The sequence below is a fragment of the Psychroflexus lacisalsi genome (assembly GCF_020164495.1).
GTDB classification, from domain to species: Bacteria; Bacteroidota; Bacteroidia; order Flavobacteriales; family Flavobacteriaceae; genus Psychroflexus; species Psychroflexus lacisalsi.
In genome coordinates, this window is record NZ_JAIQYZ010000001.1 from 1,146,246 (window position 1) to 1,168,589 (window position 22,344).

Sequence of the window (22,344 nt, forward strand, 5' to 3'; positions counted from 1 at the left end):
AATTATTCATCACCAAGTTCTACTGCTCTATTAAATGCGGCATATGCAGCATCTTGAATAAGCTGTTTAACATTATTGTCATCCATAGAGTCTAGAGCTGCTCTTGTTGTGCCACCTTTAGAAGCTACTCGATCCATCCATTTTTCAGGAGTTAGATCTGATTCATTAAATAAGTGAACAGCGCCTTCGAAGGTATTGCTCACCAATATTTTTGAATCATTATCAGAGAATCCCATTTTTTTTGCTGCTTCCAGCATAGAAGCCATAAAATAAAATATGTAGGCTGGACCGCTACCAGAGATTCCAGTAGACTTATTGATAAAATCTTCATCTTTCACTCTAATGGATTGTCCTGTGGTATCCAAAAGATTTCTAATCATCAAAAGCTCAACTCTAGACACTTCTTTTGACTCTGTGTAGGAAGTCACACCTTTACCCACTTTTGCAGGAAGGTTTGGCATTGTTCTAACCACTTTTTTTACATTCAAACCATTTTGAATATTTTCAATTGTAACCCCTGCCATCAATGAAACAAATATTTGTTGATCATTGATCATGGGTTTCATCTTTTCAAACAAATCTTCACTATGGTAAGGCTTTACTGCTATGAAGACTACATCTGCACTTGGTAAACAATCTTGCAGATTGTCGAAAGTGTCATAATAGCTAACTTCACTTAGCTTATCTAATAATTCTTTTGATATATCATATATCATTAAATTTTTTCTGTTCAGTAATGGGGATTTTGCCATTCCTTCAGAGTAGGTTAACCCCATATTACCTGCTCCAATAACTAATACTTTCATTTTATTTTTTTAAAGATTTATAAAAAATAATTTTACTATTTAGTGCAATGATTATGCATAATAACTAATTTACGGGAATTATCTTTTTATTTTGTATTATTAAACATGTTTTAAGAGAAATCGTGTTTTAATACCAAAAAAGATAAACAAAACCGAGAATTATTCTATGAAATTTTGTCAGTTGCGCTAGTTTGTCAGTAAAAAAAAACGGCTTAGAATTTTCTAAACCGCTTTGTGATTATTTAACCTAGATTAAGATTTAGTATCCTCATCTTCTTTTTTCGGGCTTCTTTCAGGCTTTGATAGAAGTGCTTTTCTAGATACCTTAGGTTTTTTAGTCCTAGGATCAACTCCGAAATATTTCACATCCATAACGTCTCCTAATTTTACAACATCAGCAACATTTTCTGTGCGTTCCCACGCAAGTTCAGAGATGTGAAGTAAGACCTCATTTCCTGGTGCATCATTATATTCAACTACAGCTCCAAAGTCTAGGACTTTTACTACTGTAACTTCATAAACGCTACCTTTCTCCGGTTTGAAGGTGACAGAATCAATCTTTGCAAGAACTTTGTCAATTCCTTCTTGTTTTGTACCAAGAATTTCAACTATACCTTCTTCAGTTACAGGATCCTCATTGATTACTATTTCTGTTCCAGTAGTTTTTTGTAATTCTTGAATGACTTTACCTCCAGGTCCTATCAATGCACCAATAAATTCATTTGGAATTCTTCTGGTGATAATTTTTGGAGCATGAGCTTTTACAGTTTCATTTGGTGTTGCAATCGTATCTGTAAGTTTTTCTAAGATATGTAATCTACCAGCTCTGGCTTGTTGTAAAGCTTTTACTAAGATTTCATAAGGTAAACCTTTTACTTTTATATCCATCTGGCATGCAGTAATACCATCTGCTGTTCCTGTCACTTTAAAATCCATATCCCCCAGGTGATCTTCGTCACCTAATATGTCTGAAAGTACAGCATGACGATCGCCATCAGAAATTAATCCCATAGCAATACCAGAAACGGGCTTAGTCATCTTGATACCAGCATCCATCATAGCCATAGTTCCGGCACAAACCGTTGCCATAGAAGAAGACCCGTTAGATTCTAAAACTTCAGAAACAACTCTTACAGTGTAAGGATTACTTTCTGGAATCATACCTTTTAAAGCACGTTGTGCAAGGTTTCCGTGTCCAATCTCTCTTCTTGATGTTCCTCTTATTGGATAGGCTTCACCAGTACAGAAAGGAGGGAAGTTATAATGTAGATAGAATGTCTCTTCACCTTGGTGAGTAGGCATGTCTATAGTGTTAGCTTCTCTGGAAGTACCAAGTGTTACAGTAGCCAAAGCTTGTGTTTCACCTCTGGTAAAGATTGCAGATCCATGGACTGAAGGCAAATAATCAGTTTCACACCAGATAGGTCTGATTTCGTCTGTCTTTCTTCCATCGAGTCTTAAGCCTTCTGCAAGAGTAAGCTCTCTTACTGCCTCTTTTTCTACAGCATAAAAGTATGTTTTGATAAGTTTTTCATTTTCTTCCAATTCTTCTTCAGAAAACAAAGCTAAAACTTCATCTTTTACTGCTGAAAATGCTTCACCACGGTCTCTTTTGCTGTGACCGCCTTTAGCAATTTCATATATTTTATCATAAGCTAGATCGCGAACTCTTTTTTTGAAATCTTCATTATCTTCTGCAACAGCAAATTCTCTTACTGGTTTTTTACCAAAAGCTTCAGCTAGTCTTAATTGAGCTTCGACTTGCTTTTTGATATGTTTGTGAGCAAATTGAATGGCTTCAGCCATTTCCTCTTCAGAAATCTCTTTCATTTCGCCTTCTACCATCATCACAGAATCCATAGAAGCACCAATAATCATATCGATGTCTGATTCTTTAAGCTGGCTACGGCTTGGATTGATAATGAATTCACCATTTATTCTTCCGACTCTTGCTTCAGAAATAGCTGTTTCAAAAGGAATGTCAGAAAGCTGAATTGCTGCAGATGCAGCAAGACCTGCCAAGGCGTCTGGCATGACTTCTTCGTCGTGAGACATCAACTGAATCATCACTTGTGTTTCAGTTCTGTAACCATCAGGGAAAAGAGGTCTTAATACACGATCAACTATTCTCATAGTAAGGACTTCACCATCGCTTGGTCTGGCTTCTCTTTTGAAAAAACCACCTGGATAACGTCCAGCCGCTGCAAATTTTTCTCTGTAATCTACTGTTAATGGAAAGAAATCCATCGTGCTCTCCTTGTAAGAAGAAACAACTGTACAAAGCAACATAGCATTGCCCATCTGGACAACTACGGAACCGTGTGCTTGTTTTGCTAATTTACCAGTCTCAAGTTTGATTTCTCTACCGTCACCGAGATCGATAATTTCGCTAAATGTTTTTGGAATCATAGTAATGATTTTAAGGTTATACGTTTTTTCTTAAGTAAATGTCGTTGTGTTGTTGTTTAGAAAAAAATGTAAAACCAGTGGAAGTCGTTCTAAGGAACGCTTTTAAACTAAAAAAGGGGCAAAATTGCCCCTTTAATTTTATTTTCTTAATCCTAATTCTTTTACAATTGCTCTGTACCTCATAATGTCTTTCTTCATGAGGTAGTCAAGAAGATTTCTTCTTTTACCAACCAATTTAACCAAAGATCTTTCAGAATTATAATCTTTTCTATTTGTTTTAAGGTGTTGAGAAATGTGCTCAATTCTTTGAGTCATTAATGCAATCTGTCCTTCTGCAGAACCAGAGTCTTTCTCGTTCTTACCATGTTTAGCAAATAATTTGCCCTTTTCTTCTAGTGTTAAGTACATGCCAATATTATTTCAATAATTTTTATGCTAGAATAGATTTTCTATTCGATCGCGCAAAAATAGCTTTTTAAAATTAAATAGAATATCAATTCTCAAAAAATTACGCTCTTACCGGCTCATTCATAATAAGATCAATATAAAGATTGATTTTATGCTTGAGCTCCTTTCTGTGAGAGATAAAATCTAAAAATCCATGTTCTTTTAGAAATTCTGAAGATTGAAACCCATCAGGCAAATCTTTTCCAGTCGTATCTTTCACTACTCTTGGACCAGCAAAGCCTATCAAGGCACCTGGTTCTGATATGTTAATATCTCCAAGCATTGCAAAAGAAGCTGTTGTACCTCCTGTTGTAGGATCTGTACATAACGATATGTAAGGTAACTTTGCTTTTGCAAGCTGCGTGAGTTTTATAGAAGTTTTTGCTAATTGCATTAAGGATAATGCTGCTTCCATCATCCTTGCGCCACCAGATTTTGAAATAAGGATCAAAGGGCACTTATTAGCAATAGCATGATCTACAGCCCTTGCAATTTTTTCGCCTACAACAGACCCCATGGATCCGCCGATGAATTTGAAATCCATTGCTGCAATAACCACTTTTTTACCTTTAGATTTACCAATACCAGTTCTTATAGCGTCATTAAGGCCAGTTTTCTCTTCGACCTCTTTCAATCTATCCTTATACTTTTTAGTATCTTCAAACTTTAAAGGGTCTTTAGATTTTAACTTACTATCCAGTTCTTCAAATTTTCCGTTATCGAATAGAATGTCAAAATATTCTGCACTTCCTATCCTGACGTGGTAATCATCTTCAGGACTTACAAAAAAGTTCTTTGCAAGTTGTTCTGCATCGATTATTTTACCTGTTGGAGATTTATACCATAAGCCTTTTGGGACGTCTTTTTTGTCCTCAGTTGATGTTTGGATACCTTTTTTCTTTCTCTTAAACCAAGCTGCCATAAATTATAGGTGCTAAATTATAATGTGTTGATATTATTTAGATCTTTAAAGGCTTTCTCTAATCTTGTGATGAAAGTAATTTCGCCTTCTCTTAACCATTTTCTTGGGTCGTAATATTTTTTATTAGGAACACCATCTCCATCAGGATTACCTATTTGGGTAGATACATATTCTTTTTTACCGATCATGTAATCTCTTATGCCTTCTGTAAAAGCATATTGTAAATCAGTATCAATATTCATTTTGATAACTCCGTAACCTATAGCTTCTTGAATTTCTTCAACAGTAGAACCACTTCCTCCGTGAAATACAAAATCGATGTGGTTATTTTCTACTTTAAATTTTTCAGAAACGAATTCTTGTGAATTTTTAAGAATTTTCGGCGTAAGTTTTACATTTCCTGGTTTGTAAACTCCGTGAACATTTCCGAAGGCTGCAGCGATTGTAAACTGATCTGAAACTTTGCTCAATTCTTCATATGCATAAGCAACTTCTTCAGGTTGAGTATACAGTTTTGAAGAATCTATATCTGTATTATCAACACCATCTTCTTCACCACCTGTAACACCAAGTTCAATTTCTAGTGTCATTCCCATCTTTTTCATTCTTTCAAGATAGGTTTTACAAATTTCAATGTTTTCTTCAATAGGTTCTTCGGACAGATCGATCATGTGAGAGCTGTAAAGAGGCTTCCCATGAACCTTAAAGAATTTCTCACCTTCATCTAATAAACCGTCAATCCAGGGCAATAATTTTTTCGCACAATGGTCTGTATGAAGAATAACAGTAGCTCCGTAAGCTTCTGCTAAATCGTGAATATGTTTTGCGCCAGTTGCAGCTCCTTTGATTGCGGAAAGTTGGTTTTCATTAGATAAACCTTTACCAGCATTGAACTGAGCACCACCATTAGAAAATTGAATTATAACTGGTGAATTTAATTTGGCTGCTGTTTCAAGAACTGCATTTATAGTATTAGATCCTACAACATTAACTGCTGGGAGAGCGTAATTATTTTCTTTAGCATGCTGAAAAATGGCTTGCACTTCTTTTCCTGTTGCTACACCTGGTTTGATATTGTGACTCATAATCTTGTATTTAATTAGTAATTCGAAGGCGTAAATTTAAGAAATATTAATCTACTAAAACGGATAATTGATTCCGAAGTTAAAAACCACATTGTTGAAATTGTAGTCTTTAAACCATTTTGAACCCTCATTTCCAGGATTATATGTTTTAAAACCTAAGTCCATTCTGATGACAAAGAATTCTATATCATAGCGTAAACCAAAACCAGATGCAATAGACAATTCGCTTAAATCTTGTAAGCCATCAAAGGTAGCGGCGGGGTCCTCCACATTGTCGAAAACATTCCAAATATTACCTGCATCTATAAATAAGGCACTATTCATATTCCCGAACAAATTGAATCTATATTCAGCATTAAAAGACAATTTAAAATTGGCTTCATTAAAATCGTTGACGGCATTGGTACTTCCAGGACCTAGATCGTAAGGCCTCCAGCCTCTATTATCATTAGGACCACCACCAAAAAAACTTCGCGGAAAAGGAATAGAATTAGCATTTCCATACGGTATTGCTATTCCTCCATAAGCACGAGTTGCAATTACCTGTTGGTTGCCTAAATCCCAATGTTTAATAAAGTTGAGCTCTGTTTTAACATATTGTGAGTATTGAACTCCAAAAAGCCTGTAATTTCCAGCTTCTGTTTCATCAAGTTGTAATTGATCTGCGAATAAAGAAAGTAAATTCCCCGCCCATTCAATTTTTCCGCGAAACTGAGAAAAATCTTCATCGTAGATATCTCGTCTAGAACTATAATCGTATGTGAAATTTGAGGCGACAATAAGATTGTTTTCAGTCAATCTCTCTCTTCTTTCAATAAGTGAATTAGCGATCTGTTGGTCTTCGCTGTTTAAATTTATACCTTGATTTCGGATATCCCTTATAAACCCCTGAGTTCCCTCTGGAATTATTAAATCCAGTTGGCCTTCAGGATTTTCGAAAAGAAAATCTGGGTTTACGTCGCTAATATTATTTCTTGAAATCTGATTTAATTCTGAATATGAATTTCTAAACACATTGAAGAAATTTTCAGCATTCAAATTGTTGACAAATTGAATATTCATCAAATCAAATTGATATGAGGTTCTGTCCTTTGGTTTCCAGCGGTAGCCAAAAGTCGCATTAAGGTTTCTCCTATCCAATCCAATATTTTGTTGAGTGCTAAAACCAACACTTGCAGTAGTGAAAGGGGACATGGTGTTTTTGATAATAGATTTTGAAGAGAATGGAAAAATGATTCTTGGAAAATTTAATCTTAAATCTGCACCATATTCCAAAATATCTAGAAATTGATCTTCTGAATTTCCTAGATCTCTTGAAGACCCAAAATTTCCTCTTCCAGAAAGTTCAAGAGTTTCAGCTCCTCTAAAAATATTTCTTGATAATACTGAAGTGTTGAATCCAATACCAAATTGCTGTATGTTGCTTTGACTTAAATCAACACTGAAGTTTGTGGAAAATCTTTCTTTCGGAGTGAGTAAAATATTTGCTATTAAGCCGACACCAGTGGAGTCTCTGGGATCTTCCTTGTAAAGTATATTGGGATACTTAAAAATACGAGTTTCAGAAATTCTGTTGTTGGTTCTTGTTCTGTCAATGTCCCTATAAATACTATCTTTTTTTATAAAAATAAAATCTGATAACACTTTTGGATTTAATTTTAAATTACCAAAAGAATAAATATTTGCATTTTTATATCTTACCGAATCTTCAACCTGAGTAGAAACTCCATCATAATCTGCAAAAACATTGACTTCACTTATTCTATGGACTTTAAATGGAGTAGAGGCCACAGTATCAGCTACATCTACTAGTCGGTTTTGTATGTTGAGTTCAAGATTTATTTTTTGATTATTATCGAGCGTATCCGCATAAAAAGAAATGAATTCTTTTTCAAAATGATAGAGCCCATGATTTCTAAAGTAGGTACTTATATAATCCCTGTCGTTATTAAACTCTTCAGTATTATATGGTTTACCAACTTTTATCTTATTGTTTTTCTTTATAAGTTGATACAGTGAATCTGCTTTGGGTGATTCTATATTCTCTGAAATATTATCGATAACGTACAAGCTTCCAGGTTTGACTTTATATTCAACTTCTACAGTTTTTGTTAATGAGTCTCTATTGATTTCATAATTAGCTTCTGCATTAAACCATCCGTGATTCCAATACCATGATTCTAGTCTTCGCAAAGATGTTTTTGTCTTATTTTCGTCATACAGCGCTGGTGGTTCTCCAGTTTTTTTGATGGATTCATTGATGTTTACCCATGTTTTTTTAAGTTGGATAACCTGTCTTCTGGATAATATTGATACCAGTCGATCCTCTCTTTTCTCCTTTTTTGCAACCCAATTGACAAAGCGCTTCTCTGGATTGGATTGAGCAAGATTATAGATTTGTAATTTAAGAGGAAAGCCAAGAAGTTTCGAATTTACTTGCTGGGAAAGTTGTCTGGAGATCTCATTATTATTCACTAGAGTATCACCACTTGAAATGCTTTGTTTACTGATTAAAAACTCATCACCCTTAAGTTTTCTTGTGACGTCACAAGAGGAAAAGAAGAATAGTATTAAAAGAATTAATGGTAGTTTTGTGAGTTGGTAATTCAAATGTGTGATGTTTTCAAAAATATAATTTCAAATGCTCAGCAAAAATCAAATTAAACTTATAAAAAGTTTGAACAAAAAAAAGCATCGTTTAGAGCACGGTCTCTTTGTTACTGAAGGTGTAAAAGTAATCAAAGAATTTTTAAAAAGTTCATTCAAGCTTAGAGCATTATATTCAATTGCTGATATATTTCATATTGAAGAAGGAGAAAGTCATATTATCTCAAAAAAGGAGTTGGATAAAATCACAAATCTTAAAACCTCACAAACTGCTTTAGCGGTATTTGAAATTCCAAAACCTGAGGCACCTTCATATCATCCGCAGCTTACACTTGCTCTTGACGGGATAAGAGACCCCGGAAATTTAGGCACAATCATTAGGATGTGTGACTGGTTTGGAATTGAGCAATTGATCTGTTCACCTGATACTGTAGATTGCTTTAATCCCAAAGTAGTTCAAGCCACCATGGGCTCTTTGACAAGAGTAAATATTATTTATGTTGAATTGAATTCCTACTTATCCACTACTTCAACTCACACGTATGGAGCTTACATGGAAGGAGCCAATGTTTATGAATCCCAATTAATAAGTGGAAATGCAGTGATAGTTTTGGGTAATGAAGCCAACGGAATAAGTTCTGAAATTCAATCTCATATAGATGAACGAATATCAATCCCAAGTTACGGGCAATCCAAAGGAGCTGAGAGTCTCAATGTAGCCATGGCTGGATCTATATTGCTAAGCGAATTTAGGAGAAGAGGATTTATTGAAAAAGGAAGTTGATAAAAATCCCTCTTGTTTTTACAGATTCAATATTTGAGGTATAAGGGCTCGTAGTTAAAGGATCAATATCAGAGTCATCTCTCACTAATTCATTACCCATTCCAAAAACACCTCTTATCGAAGGTGTAAATTTAAAATACTCAAAATAAAAATCTATTCCGAAGCCAATCTCATAATAGTAGTTATTGGTTTTCATTCTGAACTGGCCAGCCTCATTATCCTGAGGATTATCTTCATTACTGGATAAATTTGTAGACACTGAAGCACCACCAATGATAAACGGCTTAAAATTATTAATCCGTTTTGCTGAAAACTTTAAAAGTAAAGGAATGTGTATATATGATGAATTAACATCTCTTATTTGACCATTTTGCAATGGATTAAGAGGATCATCATCTGGAAAAGTAAGACTTCTATTAGCAAAAACAACACCTGGCTCCAATCTTAGATCCAAATAGTCATTGATTCTTAAATTTCCTATTAATCCAACGTTGAAACTCGGATTTTTGTCTACTTCTATATCTTCCCCCTGTTCTTTGTATTTGATTTGAAAATCATAAGCATTGAATCCCAAGAAATAGCCCCAGGACCAGCGTTTTTTGTCAATATTCTCCTTGTTAAGTACTTTTTCTTTATTGAAGAGTTGAGCATTCGAAAAATTAAAGCTAAACAGGAAAACAAATAGAAAAATAAGCCTCATAATTATTTTTTAGATGCAGAATATATTGTTGAAACACCAAAGGTTTGTGGGTGGTTTTCTACATCTGTAAACCCGATTTTCTTTAAAATATTGTTGAATTTTTCTCCGTAGGGGAAAACAGAAGCACTTTCGCTCAAATATTGATACGCACTCTTGTCTTTTGAAAACAACTTTCCTATTGAAGGGAGAATATAATTAGAATAAAGCTTATAGCCCTGCTTGAAGGGAAACTTGGTAGGTACAGAAGTCTCTAGAATGACAAAAATGCCATTAGGTGAAAGTACCCTATAAATTTCTGAAAGCCCTTTTTCTAAATCTTCAAAATTTCTAACTCCAAAAGCTACAGTGATGGCGTCGAAGGTATTATCAGAATAAGGTAGGTTTTCTGAGTCTGCCTGGACCATTTCTATACGGTGGTCTAAGTTTTTTTTATTGATTTTATTCTTCCCAACTTGCAACATACCAGCTGAAATATCAAGACCAATAATCTTTTCAGCATTAGAATCGGCCATAGCGATTGCAAGATCTCCGGTTCCTGTAGCTACATCAAGAATGTATTTTGGATCTGTCTTTTTGACCATGTTAATGAGTTTTCTTCTCCATTTCTGGTCAATACCAAAAGAAATCACCCGATTCAGCCCATCATAATTTTCTGAAATATTGTCGAACATCTGTTCAACTTGTTTTTTTTTCTCAAGTTCAGAATCCTTGTATGGCTTAACATTCTTGCTCATGAAATTTTTTTCGCGAAGATACATCTTCTTAGGAATACACTTTATCAATAATACCTCTCTTAATACTTCTTTTTTAATTTTTTACTTTAATTTTGTTCTCATGAAAATAATCATTGCAGGTTCAGGAGAGGTAGGATTTCATTTGGCAAAACTATTCTCTTATGAGTCACACGCTATTACTCTTATTGATTTAGATGAAGAAAGGCTGGAATACGCTAATAAGCATCTTGACATTAAAACTTTATTAGGAGATGCCACTTTGCCTAGCACTTTAAAAGAGGCAGATATTGTAAATGCAGATATGTTAATCGCTGTTACCTCCTGTCAGTCCATCAATATTTCAGTCTGTGTTTTTGCAAAACAAATGGGAGCGGGGAGGACAGTAGCTAGGGTTTCCAACCAAGAGTTGCTAGATGTCGATGATATTATTGACCTAAAAGCTTTAGGAATAGATGAAATGATCTCTCCTGAGGCATTAGCTGCAAATGAGGTAAAAATGCTTCTAAATCAATCGGCATTTACGGACACCTTTAAGTTTGATGATGGAGCTTTAACGATGATGGGACTTACCCTAAGATCCAAAGCACCTTTCATTGGAAATACTGTTCAGGAAGCTGCAGATATTTTCCCTGGATTACATTTTGTACCTATTGCCCTTCAACGTTATGGAACTCAATACACCATTATTCCACGTGGTGATACAGAATTTATGAGAGGCGACAGAGTTTACTTTATCACTGATGCAGAGGGTGTAGAAGAACTTTATAAGTTGACTGGTGCAGAGAAGCGATCCATCAAAAAAGTTATGATTCTTGGGGGAAGTAATATTGGAAGGACTTTAGCAAAGGATCTTTGTCGAGAAAATTTTTCAGTAAAGGTGATTGAGAAAGATCACAAAAAAGCCTTAGACTTAGCTAATATACTCCCAGATGCTCTCGTTATTAATGCTGATGGTAGGGATGTTGAAATTTTAAAAGAAGAAAATATTAGCAAAATGGATGCTTTTGTTGCTGTTACAGAAGATTCTGAAACTAATATCATCACTTGTCTGGTCGCCAATTCCAAAGGAGTTAGAAAAACAATTGCCTTGGTAGAAAATATGGATTACTTTCAACTTAGCCATTCTATCGGGATACACTCTCTGGTAAATAAAAAATTATTGGCTGCCAATAGTATTTTTAGATACTTAAGAAAAGGTGAGATTATTGCCATGACAAAGCTTAACAATATGAATGCAGAACTGCTTGAATTTGTTGTAAAAGCAGATTCAAAAGTAACAAACAGTAAAATCGTAGATATTAATTTTCCCAGGACTGCTGTAGTAGGTGGCGTTATTCGGGATGGAAAAGGAATAATTGCATTGGGGGACTTTAAAATACGGGAAGGAGATAGAATTGTGGTATGTACATTACCCAAATCTATCAAAAGTGTAGAAAATTTATTCTGTTAAGGTGTCGAATTTGAATTTTAAAATCATAGCTCATATCATGGGAGTTCTCCTCGTATTCAACGGAGGATTCATGATTATTCCTTCTGTATATAGCTGGATAATTGATGAAGCGGTTGCACTGGATATTGGTGTTTCTGCTTTGATTTCAATTTTTGTTGGCCTTTCAGCAATGTTCGCTACAAGACATCATGAAAAAGATATTACTCAAAAGGAAGGTTATCTTATTGTAAGTCTTGGTTGGTTATTTATGGTATTGAGCGGTATGCTTCCGTATGTTATATCTGGTGAAATAATTGGTATTGAAAACAGTTTTTTTGAAACCATGTCTGGCTATACGACTACAGGGGCTTCCATTTTAAATGACATAGAAGTTTTGCCAGAAGGTATATTACTATGGAGAAGTTTTACACACTGGATTGGTGGTATGGGAATTATTGTTTTGGCAGTGGCTATTCTACCTTTATTTGGAATCGGAGGTATGCAGTTGTTTTCAGCAGAATCTCCCGGACCAAGTGCTGATAAAGTAAAGCCGAAGATAGCAGATACTGCAAAGCGGTTGTGGCTTATTTATTTTGGATACACCGTATCAGAAGCTATATTATTGAAAGTTGCTGGAATGGGATGGTTTGATGCTACAAACCATGCATTAAGTACATTGTCAACAGGAGGATTTTCGACAAAAAACGCTAGTCTTGCTTACTGGAATGACTCTCCTATAATTCAATATATCATTATTTTTTTTATGTTTTTGGCAGGTACTAACTTTGTGGTGAGTTATTATGCTTTTAAAGGTAAAATTCAAAATGTACTTCACAATGAAGAATTTAAATGGTATTTCTTTTTTATTCTTGGTTTTACAATTATAACGTCATTTTCCATTTATTTTTTAGCAGATACAAGCCTATCTAGCATAGAGTATCCAATGGTCTTGGGTCAGGCTGAAAGTGCATTTCGTCATGGCGCTTTTCAAGTTCTAGCCATTATAACAACTACGGGTTTTGTAACCGCAGATTACACTTTATGGACACCGCTACTCACTATTTTGTTTTTTGGTCTCTTTTTCTTGGGGGGGTCAGCAGGATCTACTTCTGGTGGCGTGAAAGTCATTCGACATTTGATTATGATAAAAAATGGCTTTCAGGAATTTAGAAGAATATTACATCCCAATGCAGTATTGCCAGTTCGTTACAAGGGTCATTCCGTAGATCAAAAAATCGTCTACAATATTTTGGGATTTTTCATCTTATATTCTTTGTCCTTTATCGTCGGAGCTGTCGTGTTTGCTGGCACAGGCCTAGATTTCGAATCAGCGATTGGTGCTTCAGCTTCATCATTGGGAAATATAGGGCCTGCATTTGGGGATTTAAGTCCTGTTGATAATTACAATTCACTTACAGTTTTTGGTAAGTATTGGAGTTCATTTTTGATGTTAATTGGCCGGCTTGAACTTTTTACAGTGCTTATTCTTTTTACACCTTACTTTTGGAAGAATACCTAAAAAAAAATCTGCTAAATTTTAGCAGATTTTTCGATAATTAATTTTCAATTTATGATTAATAGCCGACTTGCTCGGTTGTTTTTTTATACTCTCGTTGAAACAATTCTTGTTCTTCGATCATTTTTGCAGTTTTTTCAGGAACTGCTTTTTGCCATCCTTCTTCGCCGTTGGAAATTTTTTGTAAAATATCCCTAGAAAAATAGCCTAGTATCTCTTCGTCATAGTTTTCTATATCTATAACTCGTCCGTTATATTTGAAGAATTTGTACAATTCTTTCATTCTAGGATGAACCTTAAGATTATCACTGTTGGTTATTTTTCCTGTCTTAGGATCTTTGTATGGATATAAATAGACTCTTAAGTCTTTAAAGAAAAGCTTACCAAATGCTTCTAGAATACCTCCACTAAGATGTCGGTAATATTTTTCATCAAATATATCGATGAGATTATTCACTCCCATGGCAAGAGCCATTCTTTCTTTTGTATAATTAGAAAAATATTCAACAAGCTTGTAGTATTCTTGAAAGTTTGAAATCATTACTGTGTGACCTAATGCGCAAAGCAATTTAGCCCTATCCATAAAATCTTCTTCGTTGATTTCTCCTTCAGATCTTAAATTGGAAAGAGTAATTTCAAAAACTGGTTGAATATTTTCTTCTTTTACCTTCTTTTCTTTTTTGAATAATTCCAAAGCGGTATCAAAAATATCCATATTCACTTTAGTCACAGGCCTAAAACTTCCTCTTAAGGCTAAGATGTTTTTTTTGTAAAGTGCTTTGGCTGGCAGAATATTATTTCCATCTGGTGAAAACATTACAGCTTCCGTCATTCCATTTTTAACTAACTGTAGACTCATAAGTCTATTGTCAACGTCTTTAAAAACAGGTCCGGAAAAATTAATGGTGTCAATTTCTATTTGATCTTTATGTAAATGGTCGTAAAGTTCATTTAAAATTTGCTTCGGATTATTATGTGCGTAATAAGCCGCATAAATAAGGTTAGTTCCTAAAACTCCTAAAGTATTTTGTTGAAGTCTTGCGTCATTCTCTTTGAAACGAATATGCAAAACAATTTTATTATACTCAGATTTTGGTGTAAGTTGATATTTAATACCAACCCAACCGTGACCTTTATATCGCTTAGCAAAGTCGATGGTAGCTACTGTATTGGCGTAAGTAAAAAAGAGTTTATTAGGATGTTTATTTCTTTGTATTCTTTCTTCAATAAGCCTGGTCTCGTGATTAATCATTTTTTGAAGCCTACTTTCAGTAACATAACGTTTGTCTTCTTCTATACCATAGATGGCATCACTAAAATCTTTATCATAAGCACTCATGGTCTTGGCGATGGTACCAGATGAACCTCCAGCTCTAAAGAAATTTCTTACGGTTTCTTGTCCAGCACCTATTTCTGCAAATGTGCCATAGATGTTTTCATTTAAGTTGATTCTGAGGGCTTTGTCTTTTATCGAAAGTGCGCTTTCAAAATCTTTGTCACCCATTATAGTTATTGACATAAGTAGAAATTTTATGAAGTCTTAAACAGTTTTTAAACTCTAAACAAATGTAATTAATACTCCTAGCTTAAGAAAAAAAAACTATAGTTTTGTATCAAAAATAACGTTTTGAAGATAACTTTCTTAGGTACAGGCACATCCCAAGGTGTTCCAATTATAGGTAGTGAACATCCGGTATGTTTAAGCAAAGATCCAAAAGATAAAAGATTGAGGGTATCTGTCCTTCTGGAGTGGGATAATTATTCTTATGTAATAGATTGCGGCCCGGATTTTAGACAGCAAATGATAACCAATGAGGTTAAAAAAATAGATGGCATTTTGTATACGCACGAACACAATGACCATATGATCGGTCTCGACGACGTGCGACCTTTCTATTTTAGACAAGGCAATATTTCTATATACTGTCACAAAAGGGTTCTAAAAAACCTTAAGCATAGATTTGCTTATGTGTTTGAAACTGAAAACAAATATCCTGGAGCTCCTACTATGGATGTAAATATCATAGATGACTCTCCTTTTACAATTGGAAATAAAGAGGTTATACCAATGAACGTTTATCATCCAGAACTTCAGGTATACGGGTTTAGAATAGGTGACTTTGCATACGTCACCGATGCTAAAGTTATTCCGGATAAGGAATTAGACAAACTTAAAGGTGTAAAAACTTTAGTCCTGAATGCTTTAAGGAAGGAGGAGCATAGATCTCACCTTAATTTAGAACAAGCCATAGATTTGGTTAATTATCTTAAACCAGAAAAAGCTTATTTCACACATATAAGCCATCACATGGGATTTCACGAAGAGGTCCAGAAAGAACTTCCGGAAGGAATATTTTTAGCATACGATAATCTACAAATTAAAGTCTAATGGCAAAAAATTTATATCTATACCTGTTCGTTCTAAGTGCGCTGATTGCAGTTTTTTTATACTTCAATAGTAAAAGAATTATCGATGATCAAGAAAATACAATACGTGAGCTCAACGCTAAAATTGAAAAATTAGAAAATAAGAAATAAATTTTTCATAATTAAGCCAATGTTCTAAATTGATTTTAGAAATTAGTAAAAATTCTAAAATCATGAATATCAAAGCATTTTCTTTATTACTCTTTTGTGTTGGTTTTTTAGCCTGTGCACAAGAAGACACTACAATAGAAACTTTAGAAAACGATTACTCCCACGAAGTGATTATCGATAACATTGATATCGCTTGGGGTATGGATTTCTTTAAAGATGGCAGCTTTTTAGTAACTTCTAAAGATGGGCAGTTATTTTATCACAAAAACGGAAACACTTCTAAAGTTGCAGATGTCCCCAATGTTTACAATCGTGGACAGGGAGGACTTTTGGACGTAAAAATTCACCCAGAATATCCAGATAAACCTTGGATTTACTTAACTCATGCTTCCACTCAGGTGGATGAAGAAGGTGGCCATACGGCACTGGTCAGGGCAGAATTTAAAGATGGTCAGGTTTCCAATATGAAAACATTATATAAGGCAGGACCAAATACTACAAAAGGGCAACATTTTGGTAGCAGACTAGAGTTCGATAAAGATGGATACTTATTTATGTCTATCGGAGAACGGGGAGCTAGAGAGGTTAACCCACAAGATATTACCAGAGATGGAGGTAAAATTTATAGATTTAATGAGGATGGATCTATTCCTGAAGACAATCCATTTTATATGTTAGAAAATTCGAAAAAAGCTATCTATTCCTATGGACATAGAAACCCACAAGGAATGGAAATTCATCCAGAGACAGGAGAGATTTGGGTTCATGAACATGGACCTAGAGGTGGAGATGAAATTAACATCATAAAGAAAGGTGCAAATTATGGGTGGCCAATAATAAGCTATGGCATTAATTATAACGGAACAGAATTCACAGATAATACTACTATGGCAGGGATGGAGCAACCATTTTATTACTGGGTACCATCAATTGCGCCAAGCGGAATGACGTTCGTCACTTCAGATAAGTATCCAGAACTTAAAGGTAATTTGTTGGCAGGCTCTCTGAAATTTCAATATTTAGAGCACGTTGCTTTTAACGATAATGGTGTTCAAAAAAGAGAAAAATTATTAGATAAGATCGGTAGAATTAGAAGTGTTGAGCAAAGCCCAGATGGTTTTATTTACGTAGGAGTTGAAGGAATTGGTGTTGTGAAAATGCTACCAAAATCTTAATTATGAAAATATACGTTATACCTCTTCTCTTAATTTTTGGTTTCTTTATAAATACTGAGGAAGATAACACTTCAATTATTTATACGCCAATCACCCAGGAAAAAGATCTTCAGCAAAGTATTAAAGATGGAAATGCAATCTATTCTGACTTTTGCATCAGATGTCACTTAGCAAAAGGAGAAGGCATTGATGACATATATCCACCATTAGCTGATTCTAATTGGCTTTCAGAAAAAAGGAAAGAAAGTATTAAATCCGTAAAATATGGTTTGAATGGTGAAATTGAAGTTAATGGAAAAACTTACAACAATAATATGTCTTCTATGGGCCTTACCGATAGAGAGGTTGCAGATGTGATGAATTATATCATGAACAATTTCGGAAATGAAAAGAGAGAATTAGAACAGGTCACTCTAGACGAAGTTTCAAATATATCTGAAGACTAAAGAAATATTACAAATAGTATAAAAATAAAATTATGAAAGCAGCACAGATCAAAGAAGCAGGAGGAGAGTTTCATATTGTAGATATAGAGAAACCAAAGCCAAAAGCCAATGAAGTGCTCATCAAAGTGGAAGCATGCGGAATATGCCATTCTGATGCTTTTGTAAAAGATGGAACTTTTCCAGGGTTGGAATATCCTAGAGTTCCAGGACACGAAGTTATTGGTACCGTGGAAGCAGTTGGCGATCATGTAAATATTTGGAAAAATAATCAAAGAGTAGGAGTAGGATGGCATGGTGGTCATTGTTTTGAATGTGAGCAATGTCGAAGAGGAGATTTTATTGCATGTCAGAATGCCAAGGTTAGCGGGATTTCTTACGATGGAGGCTACGCAGAATACATGTGTGCTCCTCAAGAAGCTCTAGTTGCAGTTCCTGACGAATTGAGTTCAGAAGAAGCCGCTCCATTGCTTTGCGCAGGAATTACGGTGTATAATGCTTTACGAAACTCAGGAATAAGAGCTGGCGATCTTGTGGCTATTCAGGGAATCGGTGGACTTGGACATTTAGCCGTTCAATATGCAAATAAAATGGGAATGCGAACTGTAGCTTTATCTACCAGTGATGATAAAAAAGAACTGGCAGAACAATTGGGAGCACATCATTTTATAAATGCTAAATCTGAAAATGCAGCCGAAAAACTTCAGGAGTTGGGAGGTGCAAGGCTTATTTTAGGAACTGCTCCTAGCGGAAAGGCTATGACATCAGTTATTGGCGGTTTGGGTGTCGATGGAGAATTACTAATGGTTGGAGCAACACCAGAAGCGGTTGAAGTTAATCCCATGGAAATGCTGATGGGAAGAAAATCTGTCAAGGGATGGCCAAGTGGTATTCCGACAGACTCTGAAGATACACTCAATTTTAGCGTGCTATCCAATACAAAACCAATGATAGAAGAATACAAATTGGAAGACGTAAAGCAAGCTTATAATAGGATGATCAATAACGAATCAAAATTTAGAGTGGTTTTAAAACCATAACTTATTTTTAAATAGCTTAAAAAACTCCTCATTAATTTTCAATGAGGAGTTTTTTTGTTTTGAAGAATACAGAATCTTTTTTCTGATAATTTAACTAGTTTTTATTTTGAATAATTTTTAGTAAAAGTGCCATTCTAAGATTTATTTTAAGCTGAATTGTCTTTATTTTAATAATTCTTCAAATTGAAGAAAAACAACTGAATATTTTTCTCAAACAAAATAAATTGATCGTCATTTGTAAGATGTTTTAACTATTTTTAACTAAAAATTCTTAGTCCGAAACCAAAAAAACAAGCTATGGACGTATTAAAATTTGGAGGATCTTCAATGGGAAATTCTAAAAACATAACCAAGGTTATGGATATACTAGAGAGTTATTCCCAAAAAGAGAAAGTTGTTTGTATCGTATCAGCAGTAGGTGGAATTACGGATAAATTACTAACTGCCGGGGAATTAGCACTCAACAAAAATGAAGACTATGTTCTTGAATTTGAAAAAATTAAAGCTATTCATTATACTCTATTATCTGAATTGATTCCTTCAGAAAATGAAGCTGCAAAACGCTATTTGGATAACGAACTGAATTATCTCAAGAATCTTCTGGATGGGATATATCTTATCAATGAGTTGACGCCCAAAACTTCAGATAAACTAGTAAGTTTTGGAGAATTGATGTCTTCTTATATCATTACAGAAGCTATTAAATTAAGAGGTATTGATGCGCATAGAAAAAATGCTCAGGAGTTGATTGTAACAAACTCCATATTTACCAAAGCAGATGTCAATTATTTGGCAACCAATAAAAATATACAAGATTATTTCAAAAGTAATTCACATACACTCACGATTTTACCGGGATTTGTATCAAAATCTAACATTGGAGAAATAACAACTCTTGGTCGAGGAGGTTCCGACTTTACAGCTTCAATAATTGCAGCCGCTCTTAAAGTAAAGCAATTGGAAATCTGGACAGATGTGAGTGGGATGTATACGGCTAATCCAAAATTGGTAAAACAAGCTTCACCCATAGAGGAATTGTCCTACCAGGAAGCTATGGAATTGTCTCATTTTGGAGCAAAAGTGCTGTTCCCTCCAACAATTCAACCCGCTTTAGACTCAGAAATCCCTATTTTGATTAAAAATACGTTGAAGCCTAATGAGAAGGGAACTTTAATAAAAACAGAATCCGAAACTGATTCTAAGAAAAAGAGTGTCAGCGGAATTTCGAGTGTAGATGACATTGCTTTACTGACTTTGCAAGGAAATGGAATGATTGGTATTCCTGGCTTTTCCAAACGCTTGTTTGAAGTTTTAGCCTTAGAAAAAATAAACATTATCTTTATTACTCAGGCTTCATCAGAACATTCCATTTGTTTCGGAATTTCAGAACATGATTCTGAACTCGCGGCAACCGCCGTAGATGGAGAATTTGAATATGAAATTTCCACGAGAAAAATAAAACCTGTTATTGTAGAAACTGACATGTCTATTGTAGCGTTGGTGGGAGATAATATGAAAAACCACCAAGGCATTAGCGGTAAAATGTTTAGCGCTTTGGGAAAAAACAATATTAATGTAAGGGCAATCGCTCAGGGGGCTTCAGAAAAAAACATCTCTGCTGTGATCTTTAAAAAAGATGTAAAAAAAGCATTGAATTCTCTTCACGAAAGTTTCTTTGAAGTCAAAACTAAACAGCTGAATGTTTTTATCACAGGTGTTGGAAATGTAGGGGAACGCCTATTGGCACAAATTCATCAGCAAAGTAAATTTTTGAAGAAAGAATTACACATTAACCTAAGAGTCATTGGGATATCCAATTCAAAGAAAATGTATTTTGATGAGGATGGAATCCATCTAGAAAACTGGAAGGAGTTACTCTCTAAGGGAGAACCTGCTTCCTTGAATGCCTTTTTAGAGAAAACGACAGTATTGAATAAACGCAATAGTATTTTTGTTGACATTACAGCCAGCGAAGCCGTTTCAGATATGTATGCGGACTATCTGAAACACAGTATTTCAGTCATAGCTTGTAACAAAATTGCGTGTTCCAGCAATTTTAAAAACTACAAGAATTTAAAAGATTTATCTAAAAAATACAACGCCTCATTTTTATTTGAAACCAATGTTGGCGCAGGATTACCAATTATCGATACTTTAAATAATCTGGTCGCTTCAGGAGATAAGATCACCTCTATTCAAGCGGTATTATCTGGAAGTTTAAACTTTGTATTCAACAATTTCAGCAATGAGACCAAGTTTTTTGATGTGGTAAAAGAAGCCCAGGCTGAAGGCTTTACAGAACCAGATCCAAGAATCGATTTAAGCGGAGTAGATGTTGCCAGGAAAATTCTCATTCTGGCCAGAGAAAGCGGTTATGAAATGAATCTGGAAGACATTTCCAATGAATCTTTCTTAACCAAAGCCAATCTTGAAAGCGATACTGTAGACGATTTCTTTGAAACGCTTATTCATGATGAAAATCATTTTCAGAATTTGTTCGCCTCAGCCCAGAAGAACAATTCTCAGCTGAAATACGTGGCTCAATTTAACTTAGGCAAGGCCAGTGTTGGATTGGAAGAAATTCCACAGGGACATCCATTTTATAATCTTGAAGGAAAGGACAACATTGTGATGTTTTATTCTCAACGCTATCCAGAACAGCCGATTATAGTGAAAGGCGCTGGAGCCGGCGCAGATGTGACGGCTTCAGGACTTTTTGCCGATATCATACGAGTGAGCAATAGATAGATAAACCCAGTTACGTAAGCTTAATGAATTCAACTAAAGAAATACATATATTTTCTCCTGGAACCGTATCTAATGTGTCCTGTGGGTTCGATGTTTTGGGATTTTGTCTGGAAACTGTTGGTGATCAAATGATCGTGAGAACCTCGCCTGAAAAAGGCATCCGAATTACAAAAATTGAAGGCTTTGATTTGCCCTTCGAAACTAATAAAAATGTGGCCGGCGTTTCAGCTCAGGCGCTTATCGATGATTTAAAGCCAGATGTTGGTTTTGAAATTGAAATCTACAAGCACATCAAACCTGGTAGTGGTATCGGAAGTAGCTCTGCAAGCGCGGCAGGAAGTGTTTCTGCCATCAACGAGCTGATGGGTAAGCCTTATAACAAAACCCAACTCACTCAATTTGCGATGAAAGGCGAAGCTGTAGCAAGTCAAAGTGAACACGCCGATAACCTCGCTCCCGCCATTTTTGGAGGCTTTACTTTAGTAAAAAGTCTCAGTCCATTAGAGATTCTTAAGCTTCCGGTACCAGATGATCTATACGCAACTATTATTCATCCTCAGATTGAAATCAAGACCGCTGAAGCCCGCGCTATATTACCAAAAACGGTCTCTATGCAACAAGCAATAGTACAGTGGTCTAATGTAGGGAGTTTAGTCCATGCTTTGCATACAGAAGACTATGAACTGCTCAAACGATCTCTTCATGATGCGATTATTGAGCCTTATCGAAGTCAGCTCATTCCTCATTTTAATGAGATCAAAAAGGTAACTCTGGAATGTGGGGCACTCGGCACAGGAATTTCTGGCTCAGGTCCTTCTATTTTTGCCTTATCCAAAGGGGAATCTACTGCAAAAGCAGTGGAGCAAGCCATGAGAAAAGTATATGAAAACACAACCATTGACTTTCAGACTTATGTTTCAAAAGTAAATCATGATGGTATTAAAATCATAAATTCTTAACT

Annotated in this window: 19 protein-coding genes; 10 read left to right on the forward strand and 9 right to left on the reverse strand. The window is 35.1% G+C overall.

What is annotated here, in order from left to right; all coding sequences use genetic code 11:
• Positions 1-2 precede the first annotated feature (2 nt).
• The 6 genes from proC to tamL form a co-directional block, all read right to left on the reverse strand.
• Positions 3-806 carry a pyrroline-5-carboxylate reductase gene (gene proC / locus LB449_RS05330; protein ID WP_224454033.1) on the reverse strand — a complete coding sequence of 268 codons (804 nt, stop codon included), beginning with the start codon at positions 804-806 and terminating at the stop codon, positions 3-5.
• A 252-nt stretch (positions 807-1,058) separates the two neighbouring features.
• Entirely contained in the window at positions 1,059-3,215 is a 2,157-nt protein-coding gene (locus tag LB449_RS05335; protein WP_224454034.1) for a polyribonucleotide nucleotidyltransferase, read from the reverse strand.
• Between the two features lie 138 nt (positions 3,216-3,353).
• Complete coding sequence (gene rpsO, locus LB449_RS05340) at positions 3,354-3,623, reverse strand: 30S ribosomal protein S15 (RefSeq protein ID WP_224454035.1); 270 nt, start codon at positions 3,621-3,623, stop codon at positions 3,354-3,356.
• Positions 3,624-3,723: 100 nt separating this feature from the next.
• On the reverse strand, positions 3,724-4,584 hold the full coding sequence (gene accD, locus LB449_RS05345; RefSeq protein ID WP_224454036.1) for an acetyl-CoA carboxylase, carboxyltransferase subunit beta: 861 nt from the start codon (positions 4,582-4,584) through the stop codon (positions 3,724-3,726).
• A gap of 17 nt (positions 4,585-4,601) precedes the next feature.
• Complete coding sequence (gene fbaA / locus LB449_RS05350) at positions 4,602-5,669, reverse strand: class II fructose-bisphosphate aldolase (protein ID WP_224454037.1); 1,068 nt, start codon at positions 5,667-5,669, stop codon at positions 4,602-4,604.
• A 54-nt stretch (positions 5,670-5,723) separates the two neighbouring features.
• Entirely contained in the window at positions 5,724-8,279 is a 2,556-nt protein-coding gene (gene tamL, locus LB449_RS05355) for a translocation and assembly module lipoprotein TamL (RefSeq protein ID WP_224454038.1), read from the reverse strand.
• Between the two features lie 31 nt (positions 8,280-8,310).
• On the opposite strand from tamL, the gene LB449_RS05360 reads away from it, so the two are divergent.
• The gene (locus tag LB449_RS05360; protein WP_224454039.1) at positions 8,311-9,060 is read left to right on the forward strand and encodes a TrmH family RNA methyltransferase; all 750 of its coding nucleotides are present in this window, start codon (positions 8,311-8,313) and stop codon (positions 9,058-9,060) included.
• On the opposite strand, the gene porT is transcribed toward LB449_RS05360, so the two are convergent.
• Positions 9,041-9,760: a type IX secretion/gliding motility protein PorT/SprT gene (gene porT / locus LB449_RS05365; protein ID WP_224454040.1), complete on the reverse strand. Its 720-nt coding sequence runs from the start codon at positions 9,758-9,760 to the stop codon at positions 9,041-9,043. The genes LB449_RS05360 and porT overlap by 20 nt on opposite strands.
• Before the next feature lie 2 nt (positions 9,761-9,762).
• Positions 9,763-10,494, reverse strand: coding sequence for a bifunctional demethylmenaquinone methyltransferase/2-methoxy-6-polyprenyl-1,4-benzoquinol methylase UbiE (ubiE, locus tag LB449_RS05370; RefSeq protein ID WP_224454041.1), 732 nt, complete (start codon positions 10,492-10,494; stop codon positions 9,763-9,765).
• A 100-nt stretch (positions 10,495-10,594) separates the two neighbouring features.
• Here ubiE and trkA point away from each other — a divergent pair, with 100 nt between their 5' ends.
• Together trkA and LB449_RS05380 are read left to right on the forward strand one after the other, a co-directional pair.
• Positions 10,595-11,944, forward strand: a complete 1,350-nt coding sequence (gene trkA, locus LB449_RS05375) for a Trk system potassium transporter TrkA (RefSeq protein ID WP_224454042.1) — start codon at positions 10,595-10,597, stop codon at positions 11,942-11,944.
• Between the two features lie 37 nt (positions 11,945-11,981).
• Entirely contained in the window at positions 11,982-13,442 is a 1,461-nt protein-coding gene (locus tag LB449_RS05380; protein ID WP_224454043.1) for a TrkH family potassium uptake protein, read from the forward strand.
• Positions 13,443-13,497: 55 nt separating this feature from the next.
• Here LB449_RS05380 and LB449_RS05385 read toward each other — a convergent pair whose 3' ends face one another.
• Positions 13,498-14,958, reverse strand: a complete 1,461-nt coding sequence (locus LB449_RS05385) for a TonB-dependent receptor (protein ID WP_224454044.1) — start codon at positions 14,956-14,958, stop codon at positions 13,498-13,500.
• A gap of 108 nt (positions 14,959-15,066) precedes the next feature.
• Between LB449_RS05385 and LB449_RS05390 the strand changes: the two genes are divergently transcribed.
• From LB449_RS05390 to LB449_RS05420, 7 genes are all read left to right on the forward strand, one after another.
• On the forward strand, positions 15,067-15,828 hold the full coding sequence (locus LB449_RS05390) for an MBL fold metallo-hydrolase (RefSeq protein ID WP_224454045.1): 762 nt from the start codon (positions 15,067-15,069) through the stop codon (positions 15,826-15,828).
• Positions 15,828-15,977, forward strand: a complete 150-nt coding sequence (locus LB449_RS05395; protein ID WP_224454046.1) for a hypothetical protein — start codon at positions 15,828-15,830, stop codon at positions 15,975-15,977. The genes LB449_RS05390 and LB449_RS05395 overlap by 1 nt, the downstream gene beginning before the upstream one ends.
• 62 nt (positions 15,978-16,039) lie before the next feature.
• Positions 16,040-17,152, forward strand: coding sequence for a PQQ-dependent sugar dehydrogenase (locus LB449_RS05400; protein ID WP_224454047.1), 1,113 nt, complete (start codon positions 16,040-16,042; stop codon positions 17,150-17,152).
• Positions 17,153-17,154: 2 nt separating this feature from the next.
• The gene (locus tag LB449_RS05405; protein ID WP_224454048.1) at positions 17,155-17,598 is read left to right on the forward strand and encodes a c-type cytochrome; all 444 of its coding nucleotides are present in this window, start codon (positions 17,155-17,157) and stop codon (positions 17,596-17,598) included.
• Positions 17,599-17,630: 32 nt separating this feature from the next.
• Complete coding sequence (locus tag LB449_RS05410) at positions 17,631-18,635, forward strand: alcohol dehydrogenase (RefSeq protein ID WP_224454049.1); 1,005 nt, start codon at positions 17,631-17,633, stop codon at positions 18,633-18,635.
• Between the two features lie 297 nt (positions 18,636-18,932).
• The gene (gene thrA / locus LB449_RS05415) at positions 18,933-21,383 is read left to right on the forward strand and encodes a bifunctional aspartate kinase/homoserine dehydrogenase I (protein ID WP_224454050.1); all 2,451 of its coding nucleotides are present in this window, start codon (positions 18,933-18,935) and stop codon (positions 21,381-21,383) included.
• Positions 21,384-21,406: 23 nt separating this feature from the next.
• The gene (locus LB449_RS05420) at positions 21,407-22,342 is read left to right on the forward strand and encodes a homoserine kinase (protein ID WP_224454051.1); all 936 of its coding nucleotides are present in this window, start codon (positions 21,407-21,409) and stop codon (positions 22,340-22,342) included.
• The last annotated feature ends 2 nt before the right edge of the window (positions 22,343-22,344 follow it).